Source organism: Aquiflexum balticum DSM 16537 (genome assembly GCF_900176595.1).
Lineage (GTDB): Bacteria > Bacteroidota > Bacteroidia > Cytophagales > Cyclobacteriaceae > Aquiflexum > Aquiflexum balticum.
This window is the reverse complement of record NZ_LT838813.1, coordinates 2115929-2133715: the sequence shown is the minus strand read 5'-3', so window position 1 is coordinate 2133715 and position 17787 is coordinate 2115929. Positions and strand designations below refer to the sequence as shown.

The following is a 17787-nucleotide window of genomic DNA, read 5'->3' as shown; positions in this document are numbered from 1 at the left end:
TAATTCATCGGGATTACGTGCAGACCTTTAAAAATGGTTGCCTGAAAAAAAATAAAAATTTAAGGCAACCATAAAGCCTCCTTACTTCGTGATAATGCTAATATGAATCTTCCAAATTCCGGTGAATTACAAGAAGTAATCAAGCAGTGCCTTTCAAAAGATAAAAAGGCTCAACAAAGGCTTTTTGAGCTAAGCTATTCCTTATCGATGAACGTTTGTAGGCGCTATGCAAAAAACTTGGAAGAAGCGAAGTCACTAGTCAATGAAGGTATGTTGAAAGTTTTTCAACACTTGCATACCTACAATCCTGAACTATGTTTCGGAGGATGGGTGCGAAGAATCATGGTCAATACCGCGATTGACCATTTTCGAAAAATCAAAGCGTACGAGCAGCGTTTTCAGGATTTGGAAGGTGCTGATTACAGTCAAGGCTACCTTCCGACTGTATTAGATGACATCAGTGCAGAGGAATTATTGATACTGGTCCAGCAATTGCCACCAGCATATCGGGTAGTGTTTTCACTTTTTGCTGTAGAGGAATACACCCATAAAGAAATAGCAGAAAAGCTCGGTATTTCTGAAGGCACATCTAAATCAAATTACGCCAAGGCACGGGCAAAACTGCAAAAAGCCTTGACAGCATCAAAAATTTTAAATACGAACTGACATGGACAGAGAACCTGATTTCGAAAAAAAAATCAAGCAAAAGCTTGAAGAGGTCCATACCCCATATGATGAAAAAGCTTGGGAAAATTTTTCTAAAGTGCTGCATCAGGAGGAGTTTCCCATCTGGAAAAGATGGTACATGCCTTATTTATATAGTACTTTGCTTTTTATTCTAGGAGCCTGGCTACTTTATCCTTTGGACAAAACCAACGGAAATCCACCAGTTGGTCAGCCTACCTCAATTTCAAAATCCGACACCTTGGTTTTAAGAGATACAGTCTATCTGATCGATACGGTTTATGTCTACAAAACTGTCGTCATCAAGGAAGAATTTAGACAAAAATACCTTTCCAATGGCCAAGCCGGAAATTCACAGCTTTCCCTTGCCCCAATAAACAACTTTGGGCAGAATAGCTTTGATCAAATTAATGATAAAACTGAATTACCTGCGGGAACCATTTCTCAGGAAAATCCTGAGTTTTCTAACCTAAATTCTGCAACTAACCAAGTAAACAAAGATTCACTTCATAAAAGAAATCAAAATATTCAGCAGACACAGGTCTCTGAAAGTGTCCCAAATTCAAACGAAATTAAGAGCTTAAATCGGCCAACGACCATTGTAGCTCCAGCTATTGGTCCGGCAGAAACTTTCGTTATGCGAATAGAAAAAGAATTGGTCATCGGAGATACCAGTAATCTTTCAAGTACACCTTCGCAAATTTCGAATAAACCATTTTTGAATATGGAAGCGGGCCTTTCATTATTAATCCCGGTCACAAGAAATATAGATTATTATATTTCTAAGACACAAGCATTAAATTTAGGATTAGAATGGAACAATGGCTGGGGAATTTACACGGGTTTGATTAGAAACAACATCCGAGGGGAAATAGATGATGATGATATTTCGACTTTTGACGAAAATATTTTGGACCAATTGCCGGGGAGGCCAGATGATATCAATGTAATAGATGAAATTTATGTGAGTAACCGGCAGTGGTTTTTCCCACTTGAATTGCGATGGAGGAGTTTGTACTATAGTGGTTTTAGTTTTGAAAGCAGTCTGGGAATTATGGGCAATTTATTAGTCAGCCAGGGTTTTGAATACGAATTTGAAGCCGGTTTGAGTTTGGATAGTCAGTTTGAAACACTTCCGAAAAATCAATTCGCATTAAGTCATATTAAGCTTGGAGTTGGGACAAACTATCTGCTCTCAGAAAAACTCGGAATGTTTTTTAGGAGCCATTACTGGTTACCGCTTTCCGGTACAGGTTTGCTGAATAACCGTGTTCATGGCATGGAGCTGGGTGTGGGACTAAACTACTTCTTAGGTAGGTAAACGGTATTTGGTAAAGCGGATTGACATCCTGCAAATCTAAAGACAGCTGCAAGTCTCCAAGGTCTGAAATCAGAAGTAAATTATGATGAATTCCGGAATTATGCTCTTCAACTCTTCTCCAAGGATTTTCGGGGTGACCTATATAGAATTTATCAAAAGTAGCAGAATATAAAATGTAGATATAAAAGTCCATATCCTAAAAATGCAAAAAGCCCTGCATTTCTGCAAGGCTTTTGCTCCCCCTCTAGGGCTTGAACCTAGGACCCCATGATTAACAGTCATGTGCTCTAACCAACTGAGCTAAGGAGGAATATTATTTTACTTTGTCTCTTTTGACCCCTTGATTAATCCCGTACATACGGGACTCAACCAACTGAGCTAAGGAGGAATATTATTTTACTTTGTCTCTTTTGACCCCTTGATTAATCCCGTACATACGGGACTCAACCATCTGAGCTAAGGAGGAATATTATTTTACTTTGTCTCTTTTGACCCCTTGATTAATCCCGTACATACGGGACTCTAACCAACTGAGCTAAGGAGGAATATTATTTTACTTTGTCTCTTTTGACCCCTTGATTAATCCCGTACATACGGGACTCAACCAACTGAGCTAAGGAGGAATATTATTTTACTTTGTCTCTTTTGACCCCTTGATTAATCCCGTACATACGGGACTCAACCAACTGAGCTAAGGAGGAATATTATTTTACTTTGTCTCTTTTGACCCCTTGATTAATCCCGTACATACGGGACTCAACCAACTGAGCTAAGGAGGAATTTTATTACTTTGTCTCTTTTGACCCCTTGATTAATCCCGTACATACGGGACTCAACCAACTGAGCTAAGGAGGAATTTTAATTGTTTTGCCAACCCCTTTTGGTTAACGTGTCGCAAACTTAGCAGGTTGTGCCATTTTTTCCAAATGCATTTCTTAAAAATTATCGGATTTCATCCTGTAACATCAATATCAACTCTATAAATCAGTAAGTTATTTTTTAAATTTTCTTTTAACCCTCTGCTTGGACTTCCAAAGGTTTGGCCTGCTTGGACAACAGCTTATTGTAAATATAAGTTACCCCAAGCACCATCAATCCGGCAATTACCGCCAAAAACACATTATAGTAAGGCGGAGCACTCAAAGTTAGCCTAAGAAATATGGTTGCCAGTGCAAAAGAGGAATATCGGAACAGGTTGTAGTATTTGGATGTGTACCGTAAGGAAAACAACAAAATAAATACATCAGTAAAAATCAGGAGTGTGTAAAACAATTTGATACTATAAATAAACTCATGGGTCTGATAAGCAGAAATGATATCAAAAATACCCAAACCAATAAATGAAACGGTGAGGTAAATGGAAATCAGTTTTTTGATGGCAACGAAACCCCTTTGCTCCTCATAGCTTTGGGTAATGCGGATATGTCTCTGGGCACGGTAAAACAGGCCCGTGATCAGGAAAATCAAAATTGCTCCAAAGGCATCGGAAACTATCGGCAAGAGCTCATATAAAAACCCGACATCCCAAGTCAGATCACCCAAATAATGCCCAAATTCCTTAAAAGCATCTCTCAGCAACAAAAGAGAAATAATCTCAAACTGCTTTCCTACAGAATCTGCAACAGATTTGGGAATCAGGAAAATCAATCCCAAAACCTCAAATATAAGCAGCACATTGAATGCCAGTTCGATGGCAAAAAACGCAGTAAAACTCTCCCCTAAATCAAGGATATTCAAATAAGACAACAACCCGAAAAGAAGCCCGACAACAAAAAACCCTACCACAATATTACTGATCACTTTGGTCACCGGAGGGCTTTCCCAATGTTCATCCAAAATATCAAATATGTTTATTTGCCACTTAAAAAATTTCCTGATCATATTTTTTTCGGTTTCTTGAAATTAGATACTTAAAGACTATTGTTTTGTGAAATTTAATGAATGGTATTTTCAAACCATACTATTTAAAATATTTAAACACCAATCATAGGCTTTCTTAACCTTATGTATGTCAATTAGTTTCTGCATACGGTGGTTTTCATATAATTTTCTAAATTTAGGAAATCAGTAAATTATACCCTGCAACAAATATCACATCACTCACCAAAAGGTTAAAACTGAATTATGGAAAAATACACAATAACCGTCAACGGAAAGAAACAGGAAGTTACAGCCTCTGAAGATATGCCTCTGCTATGGGTACTGAGAGACCTGTTATCCATGAAAGGAACAAAATTCGGTTGCGGACAGGCTTTATGTGGTGCTTGTACAGTTTTGGTCGGTGAGGAAGCCACTCGATCCTGTAGCCTGCCTATCTCTGCTATCGGAAACCAAAATATCACCACCATAGAAGGCCTGTCCCAAGATGGGGATCACCCTTTGCAGAAAGCCTGGGTGGAGCATATTGTTCCCCAATGCGGTTATTGTCAAACAGGTCAAATCATGAATGCCGCTGCGCTGCTCAAAAGCAACCCGAATCCCTCTGAAGCAGAAATTGAAAGCGCTATGGCCGGAAATCTTTGTCGATGCGGTACTTATAACCGGATAAAAGATGCTATCATGACCGCTTCCAAATCTTAATTTTCTTGTGACCTAGACATTCAAAAGCTATGATGCCCAAATTCCCTTTCCTCAAAAACAAAGAAACTGAAAATAAAAGTAAGGTTTTTATACCTTCCAGAAGAGATTTTCTGAAGATCAGCACACTGGCGTCAGGAGGTTTTCTCTTGGGAGTCAATTTCCAATGCAGCGGCCCCAAAGGGGAGTTGGTAACATTTGCCCCTAACGTATTTATCAACATTGATTCCGATAATCAGGTGACCATTATCGCCCATAGGTCTGAAATGGGAACAGGTATCCGGACTTCACTTCCTATGATTGTGGCGGATGAATTGGGCGCTGACTGGAGTAAAGTGAAAATAGTCCAGGCAGAAGGTGATGAGGAAAAATACGGAGATCAAAACACCGATGGTTCCTATTCTGTCCGGATGTTTTACGAGCCCATGCGGAAAGCCGGGGCGACTGCACGACACATGTTGATTGCGGCAGCGGCAGAAAAATGGGGAATTGCCGTATCAGATTGCCATACAGAAAATGGACAGGTCCTTTCTTCAGGAGGAAAGAAAATCAATTTTGGAGACTTGGTCGAAGTTTTGAAAGACAAAGCAATCCCTGATGAGGCAGGTATTACCCTAAAAGAATTCTCCAGCTACAAACTTATTGGGAAGGACATCGCAATTTATGACAACAAAGCCATTGCAACCGGAAAAGCTATTTTTGGAGCTGATGTGGACCTACCCAACATGCAAGTCGCTGTGGTGAGAAGAAGCCCGGTAGTCGGGGCAAAAGTTATCTCTTATAATGATACAAAAGCAATGGCAGTCCCCGGAGTAAACCGGGTTCACAAAATTGAAGGAGCGGGAAATCCACCCGGATTGGACAAGCCTTTGGAAGGTGTTGCGGTCATTGCGGACAATACCTGGGCTGCGATGAAGGGTCGTGATGCTTTGGAAATTGAATGGGATTTGGGAGAAAACCAACAGTACAGTTCTGCAAAGCAGCTGGATGACATGCTGAAAAGCACCACAGGAAACGGACAGGTCAGGCGGGAAAGAGGGAATTTCAATTCGGCAAGACAAGGTGCCAGTCAAGTCATAGAAAGGACTTATTTAGCTCCGTTTTATGCCCATGCCACATTGGAGCCACCTGCTGCAATTGCAGATTATAGAGGAGATGGTACCTGTGAAATTTGGGCACCGACCCAGCATCCACAATGGGCAAGACAGGCTGTAGCTGATGCTATGCAATTGGATTTGGATAATGTCAAAATGAACGTCACCTTATTGGGAGGCGGATTTGGCAGAAAATCAAAACCTGATTTTATTGTAGAGGCTGCCATATTATCCAAAGCAGCCAAATCTCCTGTAAGGGTTCAATGGACCCGGGAAGATGATCTGCACCATGATTTTTACCATGCCCAAAGTGCCCAAAGAATCAGAGCCACCTTGGATAAAAACGGAAATTTTTCCGGTTGGAATCACCATACTGTCTTCCCTGCCATCGGAGCCACTGCAAGTGCAACAGAACTTCATCCTTCTAGCGGGGAATTGGAATTGGGCTGTATCGATTTCCCCTTTGAAGTGCCCAATATCCGTATCGAAACGCATGAGTCCAAAGCACATACCCGAATTGGTTGGCTCAGGTCTGTCAGCAATATCCATCATGCATTTGCCATCAGCTGTATGCTCGATGAAATAGCAGAGGCTAAAAAAATGGATCCTGTGGATTTTATTTTAAGCATTTTAGCTGAAAACAAAGACCTTGATTTTGCCGATGAAATCAAGAGTGATTTCGGGAATTACGGGGAACCTTTGGAAAAATTCCCGTGGAATACCAAAAGACTGAGAGGAGTGATAGAAAAAGTTGCCCTGGAAGCTGATTGGAAAAAAATGGTTTCTGAAGGCAAAGCTGTAGGATTTGCAGTCCATAAAAGTTTCCTCACCTATGTTGCCTGCATCGTCGAAGTGACCAAAGGCAACAATGGACAGATCATTATCCCAAATGTCCATTACGCTGTGGATTGCGGCATAGGGGTAAACACAGACCGTATCAAATCCCAATTTGAAGGAGGTGCCCAATTTGCAACAAGTTTGGCGATGACTTCTGCAATCACCCTGGAAAATGGCAAAGTTCAGCAAAACAATTTTGATGGGTATCAGATCATCCGGATGCCCCAATCCCCTAAGAAGATTCATGTGCATATAGTGGAGAGTATGGAAAAACCAACAGGGGTAGGCGAACCCCCTGTTCCTCCATACATTCCCGCCTTATGCAATGCTATTTATAAACTCACAGGTGAGAGAATTTATCAACTGCCATTGAAGGCGTAGACCCGACCTTTGGTGCGCCGCGGCCTACCGAAGGTCTTGAGGATACAAGTACGCTCTAAAGAGAACTTTGATCCTTTTTTCTAGTATTAAAACCTTCGAGGTCTGGAAATAGACCTCAAAGGTTGCGAGACTCGACCTTTGAGGTTTTTTTTTAAAACCTCGAAGGTCTTGAGGGTTGAAAGTATCCTTCTTTGCTATTCTTGAACAAAATCTCTAATTTTATTCAGAACATTTTTTTTAAACCATGAATGATATTTTTGAATCAGATCGCATTTATCACATTTACAATAGGGCAGTAGGCGAAGAAAAATTATTTCGAAATGATGATAACTACCTTTATTTCCTTCAAAAGTATCACCAGTATTTAGGTGATAAAGTAGATACGCTTGCATATTGCCTAATACCAAATCACTTTCATTTTCTTGTAAAAGTAAAGAGCAGTATCGAAAACGACTTATTTGTAAAATCCTTTTCTGATTTTCAAAATTCTTATTCAAAAAGTTTTAATAAAGCTTTTAATAGACATGGGGCCTTATTTCAAAGAAAGTTTAAGCGGAAGAAAGTAGATGCTGAGGATTACTTATCTAGGTAAATAATTTATATTCACTTGAATCCTGTAAAGCACCAGATAGCAAGAAACCATTCTGATTGGAAATACTCTTCCTTTAGAAGCTATCTCTCTCAAAAACCATCGAAGTTAAATCGGGAATTGGTTTTGGAATGGTTTGATGGATTGGAGGGATTCAAAGATTTTCATCAAGTAAATTCGAATTTATATCTGCCTGAGGAAATTACTTTTGAATAGCGGACATAGACCTTTGATCCTTTTTCTAGAATTAAAACCTTCGAGGTCTGGAAATAGACCTCAAAGGTTGCGAGTCCCGACCTTTGGTGCGCCGCGGCGTATCGAAGGTCTTGAGGTTTAGGAGTAGCCTTCATTGTTAATTTTGAACAAAATTTTTAGAACAAAACTTTCGAGGTCTGGAAAAAGACCTCAAAGGTTTATCGGACTATCATCACAATCCACATCTCCAACAACATATTGTATCCCATTTAGAAAAAACCTTAACAAGTCAGGATTTTCAAAACTTTGGGCGTTGTGTGAAGGGGAGCAGTACATGACTTTTCCTTTCCCTTGGGAGCGAATCCATGCCAGATAAGTTTTGCCTTCAGATCTCCGCTCATTTTTCCTCTGATCTTTAATCTCTGCATTGTTAAAGTAAAGCAATGGTCTAAAATCCATGTCCCCATAAGCATTGTTGTAAAAATAGGGTTCATCGACATGGTTGAATCCTTCTTTGGGAAATGATTGAACGAGCGGATGGGCCGGGTCCACCAATCTGACCTGAATGGGTTGTTGTGGTGGGTGATAGTCAAAACTGGCACCGACCAAGCGACTGAAAGCCCTGGATTTGTTTAGGGTAGTGACTGCTCCATGGACAACCATCAGTCCTCCACCCTTTTCCACATATTGAATAAGGTTGCTTTCCATTTCCAATGCCTGCTTCATCAACCGGGCGCTGTCAGCGTCTGAATCAGCCCTTAGCTTGTCCCAAAATAGGTTTCTATGATCAGATTTTGAACAGGTATTGTTTAATATCACCGCATCAAATTGCAGGAGGTTTTTGGGTTCAAACATGCTGATATCCTTACTTCCGGTAACCTCAAAGGCGCCGCTTTTTTCTGAAATTATTTTCAGCATTTCTTCAGTATGGGGGATTACCCAATGTTCAAAACCGGTATGAAGAGAAAAAACGAGGATGCTTTTCTTTTTGGTGACAGGAAAAGAAGTGCTTTCCGGGGCAATTGCATGGATTTTCTCAATCCATGCTTTATCCATTTTTACTGCAGGAAGGTCTTGGGACCTTAGTGCAATACAATAAAAGAAAAGAGCCGTTATAAGCAAAAACTTTTTCCCTGATGGTATAAAAACGTCGGTAATCATTTGAGTTTAATTAGATTTTTATAAATTGTTGAAACCTATTTCCCAATAACCTAAAAACCTATGAGATTCAAAAGACTTTTCTGTTATAGCTCATTTCTACTGATTCTCCCGGCAATGGCCTTTTCACAAAAAGTCACATTAGAAGAAACTTCCACAGGCTTTGATTTCAAGTCGGGAAATCAACTCGTATTAACTTATCAGACGACCATGGCAGGTGTTCCTGATGGAGTAAAATCCGAATTCAGTAAATCCGGTTTTATCCATCCCCTGAATTCTCCTTCTTGCCAGAGGTTGACTAGAATCCAACCACCGGACCATTACCATCATTACGGCATTTGGGGTCCTTGGACCAAAACTACCATTGAAGGTCGGGAGGTGGATTTTTGGAATTTGGGAGACGGTAAAGGCAGGGTGGATTTTGGAAAGCTTATCTCCAAGAAAGCCAATAAGGATTTTGCCGAGATAGTGGTCAGACAAAACCACATGGATCTTTTGGCTCCTTCGGGACCACAGCTGGCATTGGAGGAAGATTTGAACATTAGAGTTTGGACCAAGAAAACCGAACATTTTCTTATCGATTATACCACTACTATTTCCACACCTTTATCCTCAAGCGTCATGTTAGATGCCTACAGGTATGGCGGAGGAATCGGCTTCAGGGCAACTGAAATTTGGGATCCTTCGAACAGTACCATTTCGACTTCGGAGGGCTTAGACCGGAAAGGCGCAGACGGAAGTTTTGCCAAATGGGTGATAGTACAAGGTGTGAGTGATGCTGCATCAGGAAGAAGCGGCATTTTATTTCTCAGCCATCCTAGCAACAGGTCGCATCCTGAACCAATGCGGGTTTGGCCTGAAGACTCCAACGATGGTAAAGAAAATGTCTTTATAGAATTTTGTCCGATCAGACACGAATCTTGGGAGATCCTTCCTGGAAAAAAATACACCCTAAAATACAGAATGGTAGTTTTTGATGGGGAGTTGTCAACAAATGAAGCCGAAAATTATTGGAAGGAATTTTCCAAAAAATAACCAAGTACCAAACCTAAAAATCTCATGAAAAGAAGAAAATTTATAAAAACGACCAGCATGGCCACAACTATCCTCGGATTCCCTACCATTGTTCCGGCTTCTGTTTTTGGAAAAAATGCACCAAGTAATAAAATCAATATTGGCCAGATTGGCTGTGGAAGGATCGCTCGGGAACACGACCTTCCCGGGACTTGGCAACATGATGTGGCCCGGATTGTGGCTGTGTCGGATGTGGACAGCAAAAGAATGAGAGAGGGTAAGGAATTGGTGGAAAAGTATTATACAGAAAAAATGGGTACGCCTTACCTCAATGTCAAACAATACGGTGATTATCATGAGATGCTTGCTGATAAAGACATTGATGCTGTAATCATCAGTACACCCGACCATTGGCATTCACAGCCAGCCATGGAGGCTGCACTGGCCGGAAAGCACATCTATTTACAAAAACCCACCTCCTTGACCATCAAAGAGGGCAGACAATTGGTAGAAGTAGTCAACAAAACCGGGGTAGTTCTCCAACTCGGAACCCAGCAGCGGTCCAGTGAGCAATTTAGGATTGCAGCTGAATTGGTCAGGAATGGAAGAATCGGAAAGTTGCATACTGTCAGGATTGGACTTCCCGGTGACCCTTCAGGACCTGAAGCACCTGCCATGCCCATACCTTCCAACCTTAATTTTGATATGTGGCTGGGATCCACTCCTGAAGTTCCTTATACAGAAATAGGCGTACATCCTCAGCATGATTACAGTCGCCCCGGTTGGCTTAGACTAGAAAATTACGGTGCGGGAATGATCACAGGATGGGGACAGCATCACTTTGATTCTGCTGCTTGGGGCATGGATACCGAACTTACAGGCCCAAGGTTTATCGAAGCTGTTGCAGAGTTTCCTCGATCCGGATTGTGGAATGTCCACGGCGACTTTATGGTCAAGGCAGAGTATGACAATGGCATCACAATGTTCACGAGTGGAGGCTATCCCAATGGAATCCGCTATGAAGGATCTGAGGGATGGGTCTGGGTTTCAAGAGGAAGTTACACCGCTTCTGCAAGCGATCCGGTTGCTCAAGGAAACAATGCCAAAGCTTTGGATGCTTCAGACCCGAAAATTCTCCAATCGGTAATCGGACCAGGAGAAATCCATTTGTACCAAAGTGAAGAGCATCACGGCAATTGGCTGGATTGTATCCAATCCGGAAAAGAACCACTTTCGCCAGCTGAGATCGGTCACCGTGCATGCTCAGTCTGCTTGGTCAGCCATGTTGCAATGAAAGTGGGAAGGAAATTGGAATGGGATCCAAAAGCAGAAAGATTTGTCAATGACGATGAGGCAAACTCCCATCTTAGCAGACCTCAACGCGCACCCTATGGAACTGATTATGTCAAAATCTAATCGGATGAAAAAGCGTTTTCCCACCATTTCATTTTTTGCTTTTTTTATTTATTTCCAATTCTGTACCGCTCCAAAAAATGAAACCATGAACCGACAGGATAAGGACAAAGTAATCATCATGAGTCTGGATCCCGGTCATTTCCATGCCGGGCTCATCCACAAAACCATGTACCCACAGGTTGATTCGACTGTTTATGTTTTTGCACCTGAAGGTGCAGAATTGGATGATTATATCAAGAGGATTGAAGGTTACAACTCACGTGAAGAATCCCCGACCGCATGGAACATTGAAGTCCAAAAAGGCGAAGATTTTTTAGCGAAAATGATTTCTGAAAAACCCGGTAATGTCATGGTAGTTGCCGGAAAAAATGACCAAAAAATCGATTATATCAATGCAGCTATTGCCAATGGCATACATGTCTATGCTGACAAACCATTGGTCATCAATCAGGAAGGTTTTCAAAAATTGGTTATAGCCTTTGAAGCAGCTTCTCAAAAGAATTTGCTTTTGTATGACATCATGACGGAGCGGTTTGAAATTGCTTCCTTGCTTCAGCGTGAACTTTCCATACTACCGGAGGTTTTTGGAGAATTGGAAACAGGAACCCTAGAAAATCCTGCAATATCCAAAGAAAGCGTACATCATTTTTTCAAGTATGTTTCCGGTAATCCTTTGGTCCGACCGGATTGGTTTTTTGATGTGCGCAAAGAAGGGGAAGGTATTGTCGATGTGACCACACATTTGGTGGATTTGATCCAATGGGAGGCCTTTCCGGAGGTGATTTTAGACACAACAGATGTACAGATGTTGACAGCCAAAAGATGGCCTACTCCTTTGACTTTGGATGAGTTTACCAAAGTCACCCGTAAGCAAGAGTTTCCGGAGTCTTTGGAAAAAGATCTGAAAGACGGAAACCTTGAAGTATTTTGCAATGGAGAAATGAATTATACGCTGAAAGGCAAACATGCCAAAGTCAGCGTCATCTGGAATTTTGAGGCGCCGGAGGGTGCCGGAGATACGCATTACAGCATGATGCGAGGTGCCAAAGCAAACCTCATTATCCGGCAGGGAAAAGAAGAAAACTTCAAACCGACTTTGTATGTGGCCCTGTTGGAAGGCCAAGAAAAAGCACTCGAAAATGCGATAGCGTCAACCCTTCAAGTCAAATACCCCGGGCTTGGACTTCAAAAACAAGAAAATGGAGAATACCTCGTAGTCATTCCTGACAGCTACCATATCGGGCATGAAGCGCATTTTGGGCAGGTCACGGAGAAGTTTTTAGAATATTATAAATCAGGAACAATGCCTGAATGGGAAATTCCCAATATGATTGTGAAGTACTATACTACTACAAAAGCCTTGGAAATGGCCAATTCCTATTAATGGTCTATTTTTTTATTCCTATTGGTTCTTGATTCTTGGCTCTAGGTTCTTGATCCTAGATCTTGTACATATTAGATGTCTCATCCGATGGCTATCGGATCCGACATGACAAGGAAAAGTTAAATTTATTTTTTGACATCTTCTTATTTGAGATCATTTTCTTGGTTGTTGGTTCTTGGCTCTCCTTTCTAAATTCTCAAGTTTCAAGGTAACCGCATCAAGAGATTGCCACTTCGCACGAAGGATTATTCTAAGTATAACAGTGAATGTAGTGCTCCTCGCAATGACGCGCCAACCTTTTTCTTGGTTCTTTGCTCTTGTTTCTTGGCTCTTGTCTCTTGTCTCTTGGTTCTTGATTTTTGGCTCCCCTGTCTCACGTCAAGAGTCACTTGTCTCTCTCAAATCACCATAAAAAAGAATATCAATGCTACGGCCAAAACCAGAATCATTTTCTTTGCCTTGTCCTTCAATTCCACTTCCACTTTCCTTTTTCTCAGCACCATCACTGCAATACTCAATCCAAAAAACTGAAGCAGAATGCCAATCCCATTGATTGGACCCATGGGGATATTCAAAAACTGAAAATATTTGTTGAAAAGTGGAATCAGGCAAATCACTATTCCTGTCGCTCCAAACAAGAAAGAGCGCTGGAGCAACAAGTTTGTATCTTTATCAATCCACTTCATCTTAGCTGAATTTATTTTTCCTATTCATTAAATAATCTTCCATTTCGGCAAGGGATAAGGCATTGAAAGTCATATCTGTGGTCAGACCTCCTTTTCTTCCGACCAAAACCCCATACCGCATGTCTGCATAGCCTTCCATTTCATGGGCATCAGGATTGATGGACAACCTGACTCCTTTTTCCATAGCATATTGTATCCATCTCCAGTCGAGGTCCAGTCGCCAGGGGTTGGCATTGATTTCAATGATTACATTGAATTTAGCGCAGGCATCTATGATTGCTTTATGGTCAATAGGGTAACCCTCTCTTCTCAACAAAAGCCTTCCCGTCGGGTGTCCAAGGATCGTGGTATAGGGATTTTCAATGGCTTTCAACAATCTTGCCGTTGCTTTTTTTCTGTCCATCCCCAAACTGGAATGGATGGATGAAACAATAAAATCAAAGCTTTTCAAAACCTCATCAGGATAATCCAGGCTCCCATCCAATAAAATATCACTTTCAATTCCTTTAAAGATTTTGAATGGCGCCAGTTCCTTATTCAGTTCATCAATCTCTTTTTGCTGGAGCTGAACTTTTTCAATTTCCAGACCACCTGCATAAGATGCCGTCCTACTATGGTCAGAAATTCCAAGATATTCATACCCCAGTTCTTTACAGTATTCAGCCATTTGCCTCAAGCTATGCTTTCCATCACTGTATGTGGAGTGGTTGTGAAGAATGCCTTTGAGGTCCTTCTCTTCCAATAAATTCTGAATCTTATTCTCTTTTGCCCATTCAAATTCAAAATAACCTTCTCTCAATTCTTCCGGTATCCAGGGAAGACCGGCTTTCCTGTATGCTTCTTCTTCATTGTAAAAGTCTTCCCCTTCTCGGAGCAGTTCAATAAATGGTTTATGATCCATTAAAGGATAAAGCAAATGAGCTTTACTACCCGTTCTTATGATTTTTTCTTTGATAAATTCAGTTGGTTGGGTAAAGTGAATCAATAGAGCTATCTCAGGATCAAGCATTTTACCTCTCCACTTAAATGGGCTTGACGATTTTTTGTTTTGTTCGATATTCTCCATTGAGGAAAAATCGGATATTACAGCTGTGTGGTCAGTTGTTGCGATCAACCATTCTACAGACTCTATAATTTCCAATTTACGGGCAAATTCACCTACAGGAGTCACTGCTTCAACACCTTTGACAGATTTGACTTTTTCCTGGAACCGAATCATTGCATCTTCAATATCTGCATAAAGCCATTTTCCTTGGTTAGAAGCCCTGAATTCCAAAGACTGAATGATACTTTCCTGAGTTTTTTCACCAAAGCCCTTTGTTTTGGCAACTTGGCCTGATTGGCATGCTTCCATCAGTTCATGGATTGAGGTAATATTCAATTCCTCCCAGAGCACCTTTACTTTCTTTGGTCCCAATCCTTTTATTTCAAGTACCTCCAAGATTCCGATTGGAGTTTTTGCCAACAACTCTTCCATGTAAGGGCTTGTTCCTGTGGTTTCCAAGGCATGTATCACCTCCGCTATGCTTTTCCCGATTCCATTGATTTCCTGGAGTTCCTGCAGATTTTTTCCTTCTATAGAAACATCACCCCGGTCAATGGTGTTAACTGCTGATTGATAACTTCTGATTTTAAAAATATTTTCATCATGGAGCTCCATCAGTTTGATGATGAGCTTGAGTTGGCGAAGTATGCTTTTTTGGTCCAAAACTGAATTAGGGTTGATTTGCTATAAGGACAAATGTCATCAATTATTGTTTCAAAATAAAATCTTAAGCCTTATCTTAAGCCAATCAAAAAAGATATAATACACATGAATTATTGGTTAGTCAAATCAGAACCTGAGTCTTACAGTTGGGATGACCTTCAATCCAAGGGAGAAGATATTTGGGATGGTATCCGAAATTATCAGGCGAGAAATTATCTGAAAGAAATGAGGGTCGGAGATCAGGTTTTGTTTTACCATAGCGGTAAAGCAAAAGAAATAGTCGGTGTCGCAAAAGTCAGTATGGAGGCCTTCCCTGACCCTAATGATAAAGAACAAAAAGATTGGATGGCCGTAAAATTGGTTCCATCTAAATCACTTCCAAAACCACTTAACTTAGAGCAAATAAAATCTGATGACTTATTAAGCGGAATGATCTTACTCAAACAATCCCGATTATCTGTCATGCCTCTGGAAAAGCCTCAATTTGAGCATATTATTAAAATAACTTCATGAGAATAATTCTAACGCTGTTTATAATATTTATAGCTTCTTCAAAAACTTTCCCCCAATTGATGTATCTGGAAAGAATTGAAGTTGAATCCGGTTATTCGGATAACGATTTTATGGTTATCCCCCGTGCAGATGGTTTGATGGCATTTAGAACCCAACCAGAAAAAGGTTTTAATTTCAAATCAACCCTTCAATATTTTCAGGCGGATTTTGAACTGAAATCCGATATTTTTAAAGAAATCCCCATCAAGGAAAATTATGAATTGATCAGCTACGATCTTGAGGGAGATTATTTTTATGCCTTATTCCAAAGGGGAACTTCATTAGCCTCTGACCGATATCTAATCGAAGTCAACCTGATCGAAGATACAGCAACAGAAATAGCCCTTGAAAACATTTACACCATGGAGCTGAAGGAATTTTTTGTCCTTAACAGAAATGCGGTTTTTATGGGCACAACAGATTCCAGGCCAATTGTTCAGATATTTGATATGAGTGCCTCCAATGTAATTACTGTACAAGGTATATATTCAAAAGAAACCAATATAGTTCAATTAAGAAAAGACAGTGAATTGGGACTCTTGGACATTTTGGTCAGCCGCCGCGACAAATTTAAAATGAAGCAACTTTCACTTATTACATTTGATGAAAAAGGGAATAAAATCAGGGAAGTTGCTATTGGCAGATTGAAGGATCCAAATTGGGAATTGGTAGAAGGAATCCTGACTCCCATCCAAAATTACCAGCAATCCATCTTTGGTACATACGGGCAGAGAAAAAGGGAGGCTTACCAAGGGATCTATCAAGTTGATATCAATGAATTTGGTGAATATTCCATCAGGTATTTTACTCTTGAGGATTTCCCTAATTTTTATAATTATCTCAATGAAAAACAAAGAATAAAAAAATGGCAGAGTTTGGACCGTGCCATTGCAAAAGGGAAATCCCCTTCTATAAAACCTGTTCTATCTTCCCGAGAAGTACACTCCACCGATCAGGGATTTCTTGTTTACAGTGATAATTTCTTGGCAACAAACCCTCGGTATATCCAAAGGGATGGGGTTTATGCCAATGATGCTTACAGATTCAATCCCTACAGGATGAATCCTTTCCAATATGATGGATTTCCAAGTAATCTGGGTTCCAGATATGGTGCGAGTTCTCTCCAAACCGAAGGAGAATACAGGTTTCAGTCCGCCTATTTCCTCTATTTATCGAAAGATGGCCAGGTAATTTGGGAAAATGCATTTAACCTTAACAACAAAGTTTCTTTTGGACCAGGTAAATATGGCGAGGTTAATTTTGATGGTGAAAAACTCCATTATATGTTCCTTGATGGAAGTGAAATTTACCTGAGTTACCTCAAAAACGGGGAAGTTATCTTTGAAAATCTAGCTTTCGAAATTCAATTGATCAATGAAAAGGAACGTATCAAAGACACACAGGAAAGCAGTCTTACCTTATCCTCCTGGTATATGAATTATTATTTACTTTCAGGAAAACAGCGCGTAAGATATCAGGATGAAGAGGGTAAAGAAAAGGTTAGGGATGTATTTTTTATTACAAAAATAAAATTGGACGGAGACTTGTATGTACCTCAGGATGAATTTTAAGTTTTGCGATTTCAAACTTTTGAACTCTAAAACACATAAACTTTTTATATTTGCATCCAAAGCTACGCCATGCATAAAAGACTAGTCCTTGATCAGCAGCAGATTGCCATCATCCTGAAGCGATTCTGCCATCAATTGATAGAAAATCACGATAATTTTGAAAACACCGTACTTTTAGGATTACAGCCTCGTGGACCGATTGTTTTGAACAAAATTGTAAGGCTACTAAATGAAATCTCAGGAATAAAAGTGCCATTTGGGTATTTGGATGCCACTTTTCATAGGGATGATTTCAGAAGAAGGGATTTCCCACTTAAAGCCAATGAAACAAAAATAGATTTCCTCATTGAGGGAAAGAAGGTAATTTTGATAGACGATGTGCTCTATAAAGGCCGGTCTGTCAGGGCTGCTTTGGATGCAATGATTGCCTTTGGAAGACCCCAAAAAGTAGAGCTTATGATTTTGGTAGATAGAAAATATACCAGGGATTACCCTATCATGCCTGATTATTGTGGTTTCCGGGTCAACACTCTTGAAACCCAATATGTCTCCGTAGAGTGGGCAGAAAATGGTTTTGAAAAAGACGCAATTTGGATTACCGAAAAAGTATAAAACAAGAC

The 17787-nt window shown here is 40.4% G+C and carries 16 protein-coding genes and 1 tRNA gene; 11 read left to right on the top strand and 6 right to left on the bottom strand.

Annotated features, from left to right (window positions below; translation table 11 throughout):
• Positions 1-102: 102 nt before the first annotated feature.
• Together B9A52_RS09205 and B9A52_RS09200 are read left to right on the top strand one after the other, a co-directional pair.
• Positions 103-666 carry an RNA polymerase sigma factor gene (locus tag B9A52_RS09205; protein ID WP_084120029.1) on the top strand — a complete coding sequence of 188 codons (564 nt, stop codon included), beginning with the start codon at positions 103-105 and terminating at the stop codon, positions 664-666.
• 1 nt (position 667) lies between these two features.
• Positions 668-2005, top strand: a complete 1338-nt coding sequence (locus B9A52_RS09200; protein WP_084120028.1) for a hypothetical protein — start codon at positions 668-670, stop codon at positions 2003-2005.
• Here the strand turns inward: B9A52_RS09200 and B9A52_RS26530 are convergent.
• The 3 genes from B9A52_RS26530 to B9A52_RS09190 all read right to left on the bottom strand — a co-directional run bounded on the left by B9A52_RS26530 (position 1902) and on the right by B9A52_RS09190 (position 3886).
• Positions 1902-2198, bottom strand: a complete 297-nt coding sequence (locus B9A52_RS26530; RefSeq protein ID WP_157370112.1) for a GIY-YIG nuclease family protein — start codon at positions 2196-2198, stop codon at positions 1902-1904. The two genes, B9A52_RS09200 and B9A52_RS26530, sit on opposite strands and share 104 nt — an antisense overlap.
• A 43-nt stretch (positions 2199-2241) precedes the next feature.
• Positions 2242-2315: transfer RNA gene (locus tag B9A52_RS09195), tRNA-Asn, on the bottom strand.
• Between the two features lie 701 nt (positions 2316-3016).
• Positions 3017-3886 (bottom strand): hypothetical protein, encoded by an 870-nt coding sequence (locus B9A52_RS09190; RefSeq protein ID WP_084120027.1) that lies wholly within the window; start codon positions 3884-3886, stop codon positions 3017-3019.
• A 243-nt stretch (positions 3887-4129) separates the two neighbouring features.
• Between B9A52_RS09190 and B9A52_RS09185 the strand changes: the two genes are divergently transcribed.
• From B9A52_RS09185 to B9A52_RS26145, 3 genes are all read left to right on the top strand, one after another.
• On the top strand, positions 4130-4585 hold the full coding sequence (locus B9A52_RS09185; protein ID WP_084120026.1) for a (2Fe-2S)-binding protein: 456 nt from the start codon (positions 4130-4132) through the stop codon (positions 4583-4585).
• A 29-nt stretch (positions 4586-4614) separates the two neighbouring features.
• The gene (locus tag B9A52_RS09180) at positions 4615-6894 is read left to right on the top strand and encodes a xanthine dehydrogenase family protein molybdopterin-binding subunit (protein ID WP_084120025.1); all 2280 of its coding nucleotides are present in this window, start codon (positions 4615-4617) and stop codon (positions 6892-6894) included.
• Between the two features lie 244 nt (positions 6895-7138).
• Entirely contained in the window at positions 7139-7486 is a 348-nt protein-coding gene (locus tag B9A52_RS26145; RefSeq protein ID WP_231955536.1) for a transposase, read from the top strand.
• A gap of 402 nt (positions 7487-7888) precedes the next feature.
• Here B9A52_RS26145 and B9A52_RS09170 read toward each other — a convergent pair whose 3' ends face one another.
• A complete protein-coding gene (locus tag B9A52_RS09170; RefSeq protein ID WP_084120024.1) occupies positions 7889-8839 on the bottom strand; it encodes a ThuA domain-containing protein in 951 nt (316 codons plus the stop codon).
• A gap of 60 nt (positions 8840-8899) precedes the next feature.
• On the opposite strand from B9A52_RS09170, the gene B9A52_RS09165 reads away from it, so the two are divergent.
• The 3 genes from B9A52_RS09165 to B9A52_RS09155 are packed head-to-tail and all read left to right on the top strand — an operon-like array spanning position 8900 to position 12650.
• On the top strand, positions 8900-9871 hold the full coding sequence (locus tag B9A52_RS09165) for a DUF6807 domain-containing protein (RefSeq protein ID WP_084120023.1): 972 nt from the start codon (positions 8900-8902) through the stop codon (positions 9869-9871).
• Between the two features lie 24 nt (positions 9872-9895).
• The gene (locus B9A52_RS09160; RefSeq protein WP_084120022.1) at positions 9896-11266 is read left to right on the top strand and encodes a Gfo/Idh/MocA family protein; all 1371 of its coding nucleotides are present in this window, start codon (positions 9896-9898) and stop codon (positions 11264-11266) included.
• A gap of 4 nt (positions 11267-11270) precedes the next feature.
• A complete protein-coding gene (locus B9A52_RS09155) occupies positions 11271-12650 on the top strand; it encodes a putative oxidoreductase C-terminal domain-containing protein (RefSeq protein ID WP_197687282.1) in 1380 nt (459 codons plus the stop codon).
• A gap of 398 nt (positions 12651-13048) precedes the next feature.
• Here B9A52_RS09155 and B9A52_RS09150 read toward each other — a convergent pair whose 3' ends face one another.
• Complete coding sequence (locus tag B9A52_RS09150; RefSeq protein ID WP_084120020.1) at positions 13049-13336, bottom strand: hypothetical protein; 288 nt, start codon at positions 13334-13336, stop codon at positions 13049-13051.
• A gap of 1 nt (position 13337) precedes the next feature.
• The gene (gene polX / locus B9A52_RS09145) at positions 13338-14996 is read right to left on the bottom strand and encodes a DNA polymerase/3'-5' exonuclease PolX (RefSeq protein ID WP_231955613.1); all 1659 of its coding nucleotides are present in this window, start codon (positions 14994-14996) and stop codon (positions 13338-13340) included.
• Between the two features lie 153 nt (positions 14997-15149).
• Here polX and B9A52_RS09140 point away from each other — a divergent pair, with 153 nt between their 5' ends.
• From B9A52_RS09140 to pyrR, 3 genes are all read left to right on the top strand, one after another.
• Positions 15150-15557, top strand: a complete 408-nt coding sequence (locus B9A52_RS09140) for an EVE domain-containing protein (protein ID WP_084120018.1) — start codon at positions 15150-15152, stop codon at positions 15555-15557.
• Positions 15554-17167, top strand: coding sequence for a transcriptional regulator (locus B9A52_RS09135; RefSeq protein WP_084120017.1), 1614 nt, complete (start codon positions 15554-15556; stop codon positions 17165-17167). The genes B9A52_RS09140 and B9A52_RS09135 overlap by 4 nt, the downstream gene beginning before the upstream one ends.
• Before the next feature lie 69 nt (positions 17168-17236).
• Positions 17237-17779 carry a bifunctional pyr operon transcriptional regulator/uracil phosphoribosyltransferase PyrR gene (gene pyrR, locus B9A52_RS09130; protein WP_084120016.1) on the top strand — a complete coding sequence of 181 codons (543 nt, stop codon included), beginning with the start codon at positions 17237-17239 and terminating at the stop codon, positions 17777-17779.
• Positions 17780-17787 lie beyond the last annotated feature (8 nt).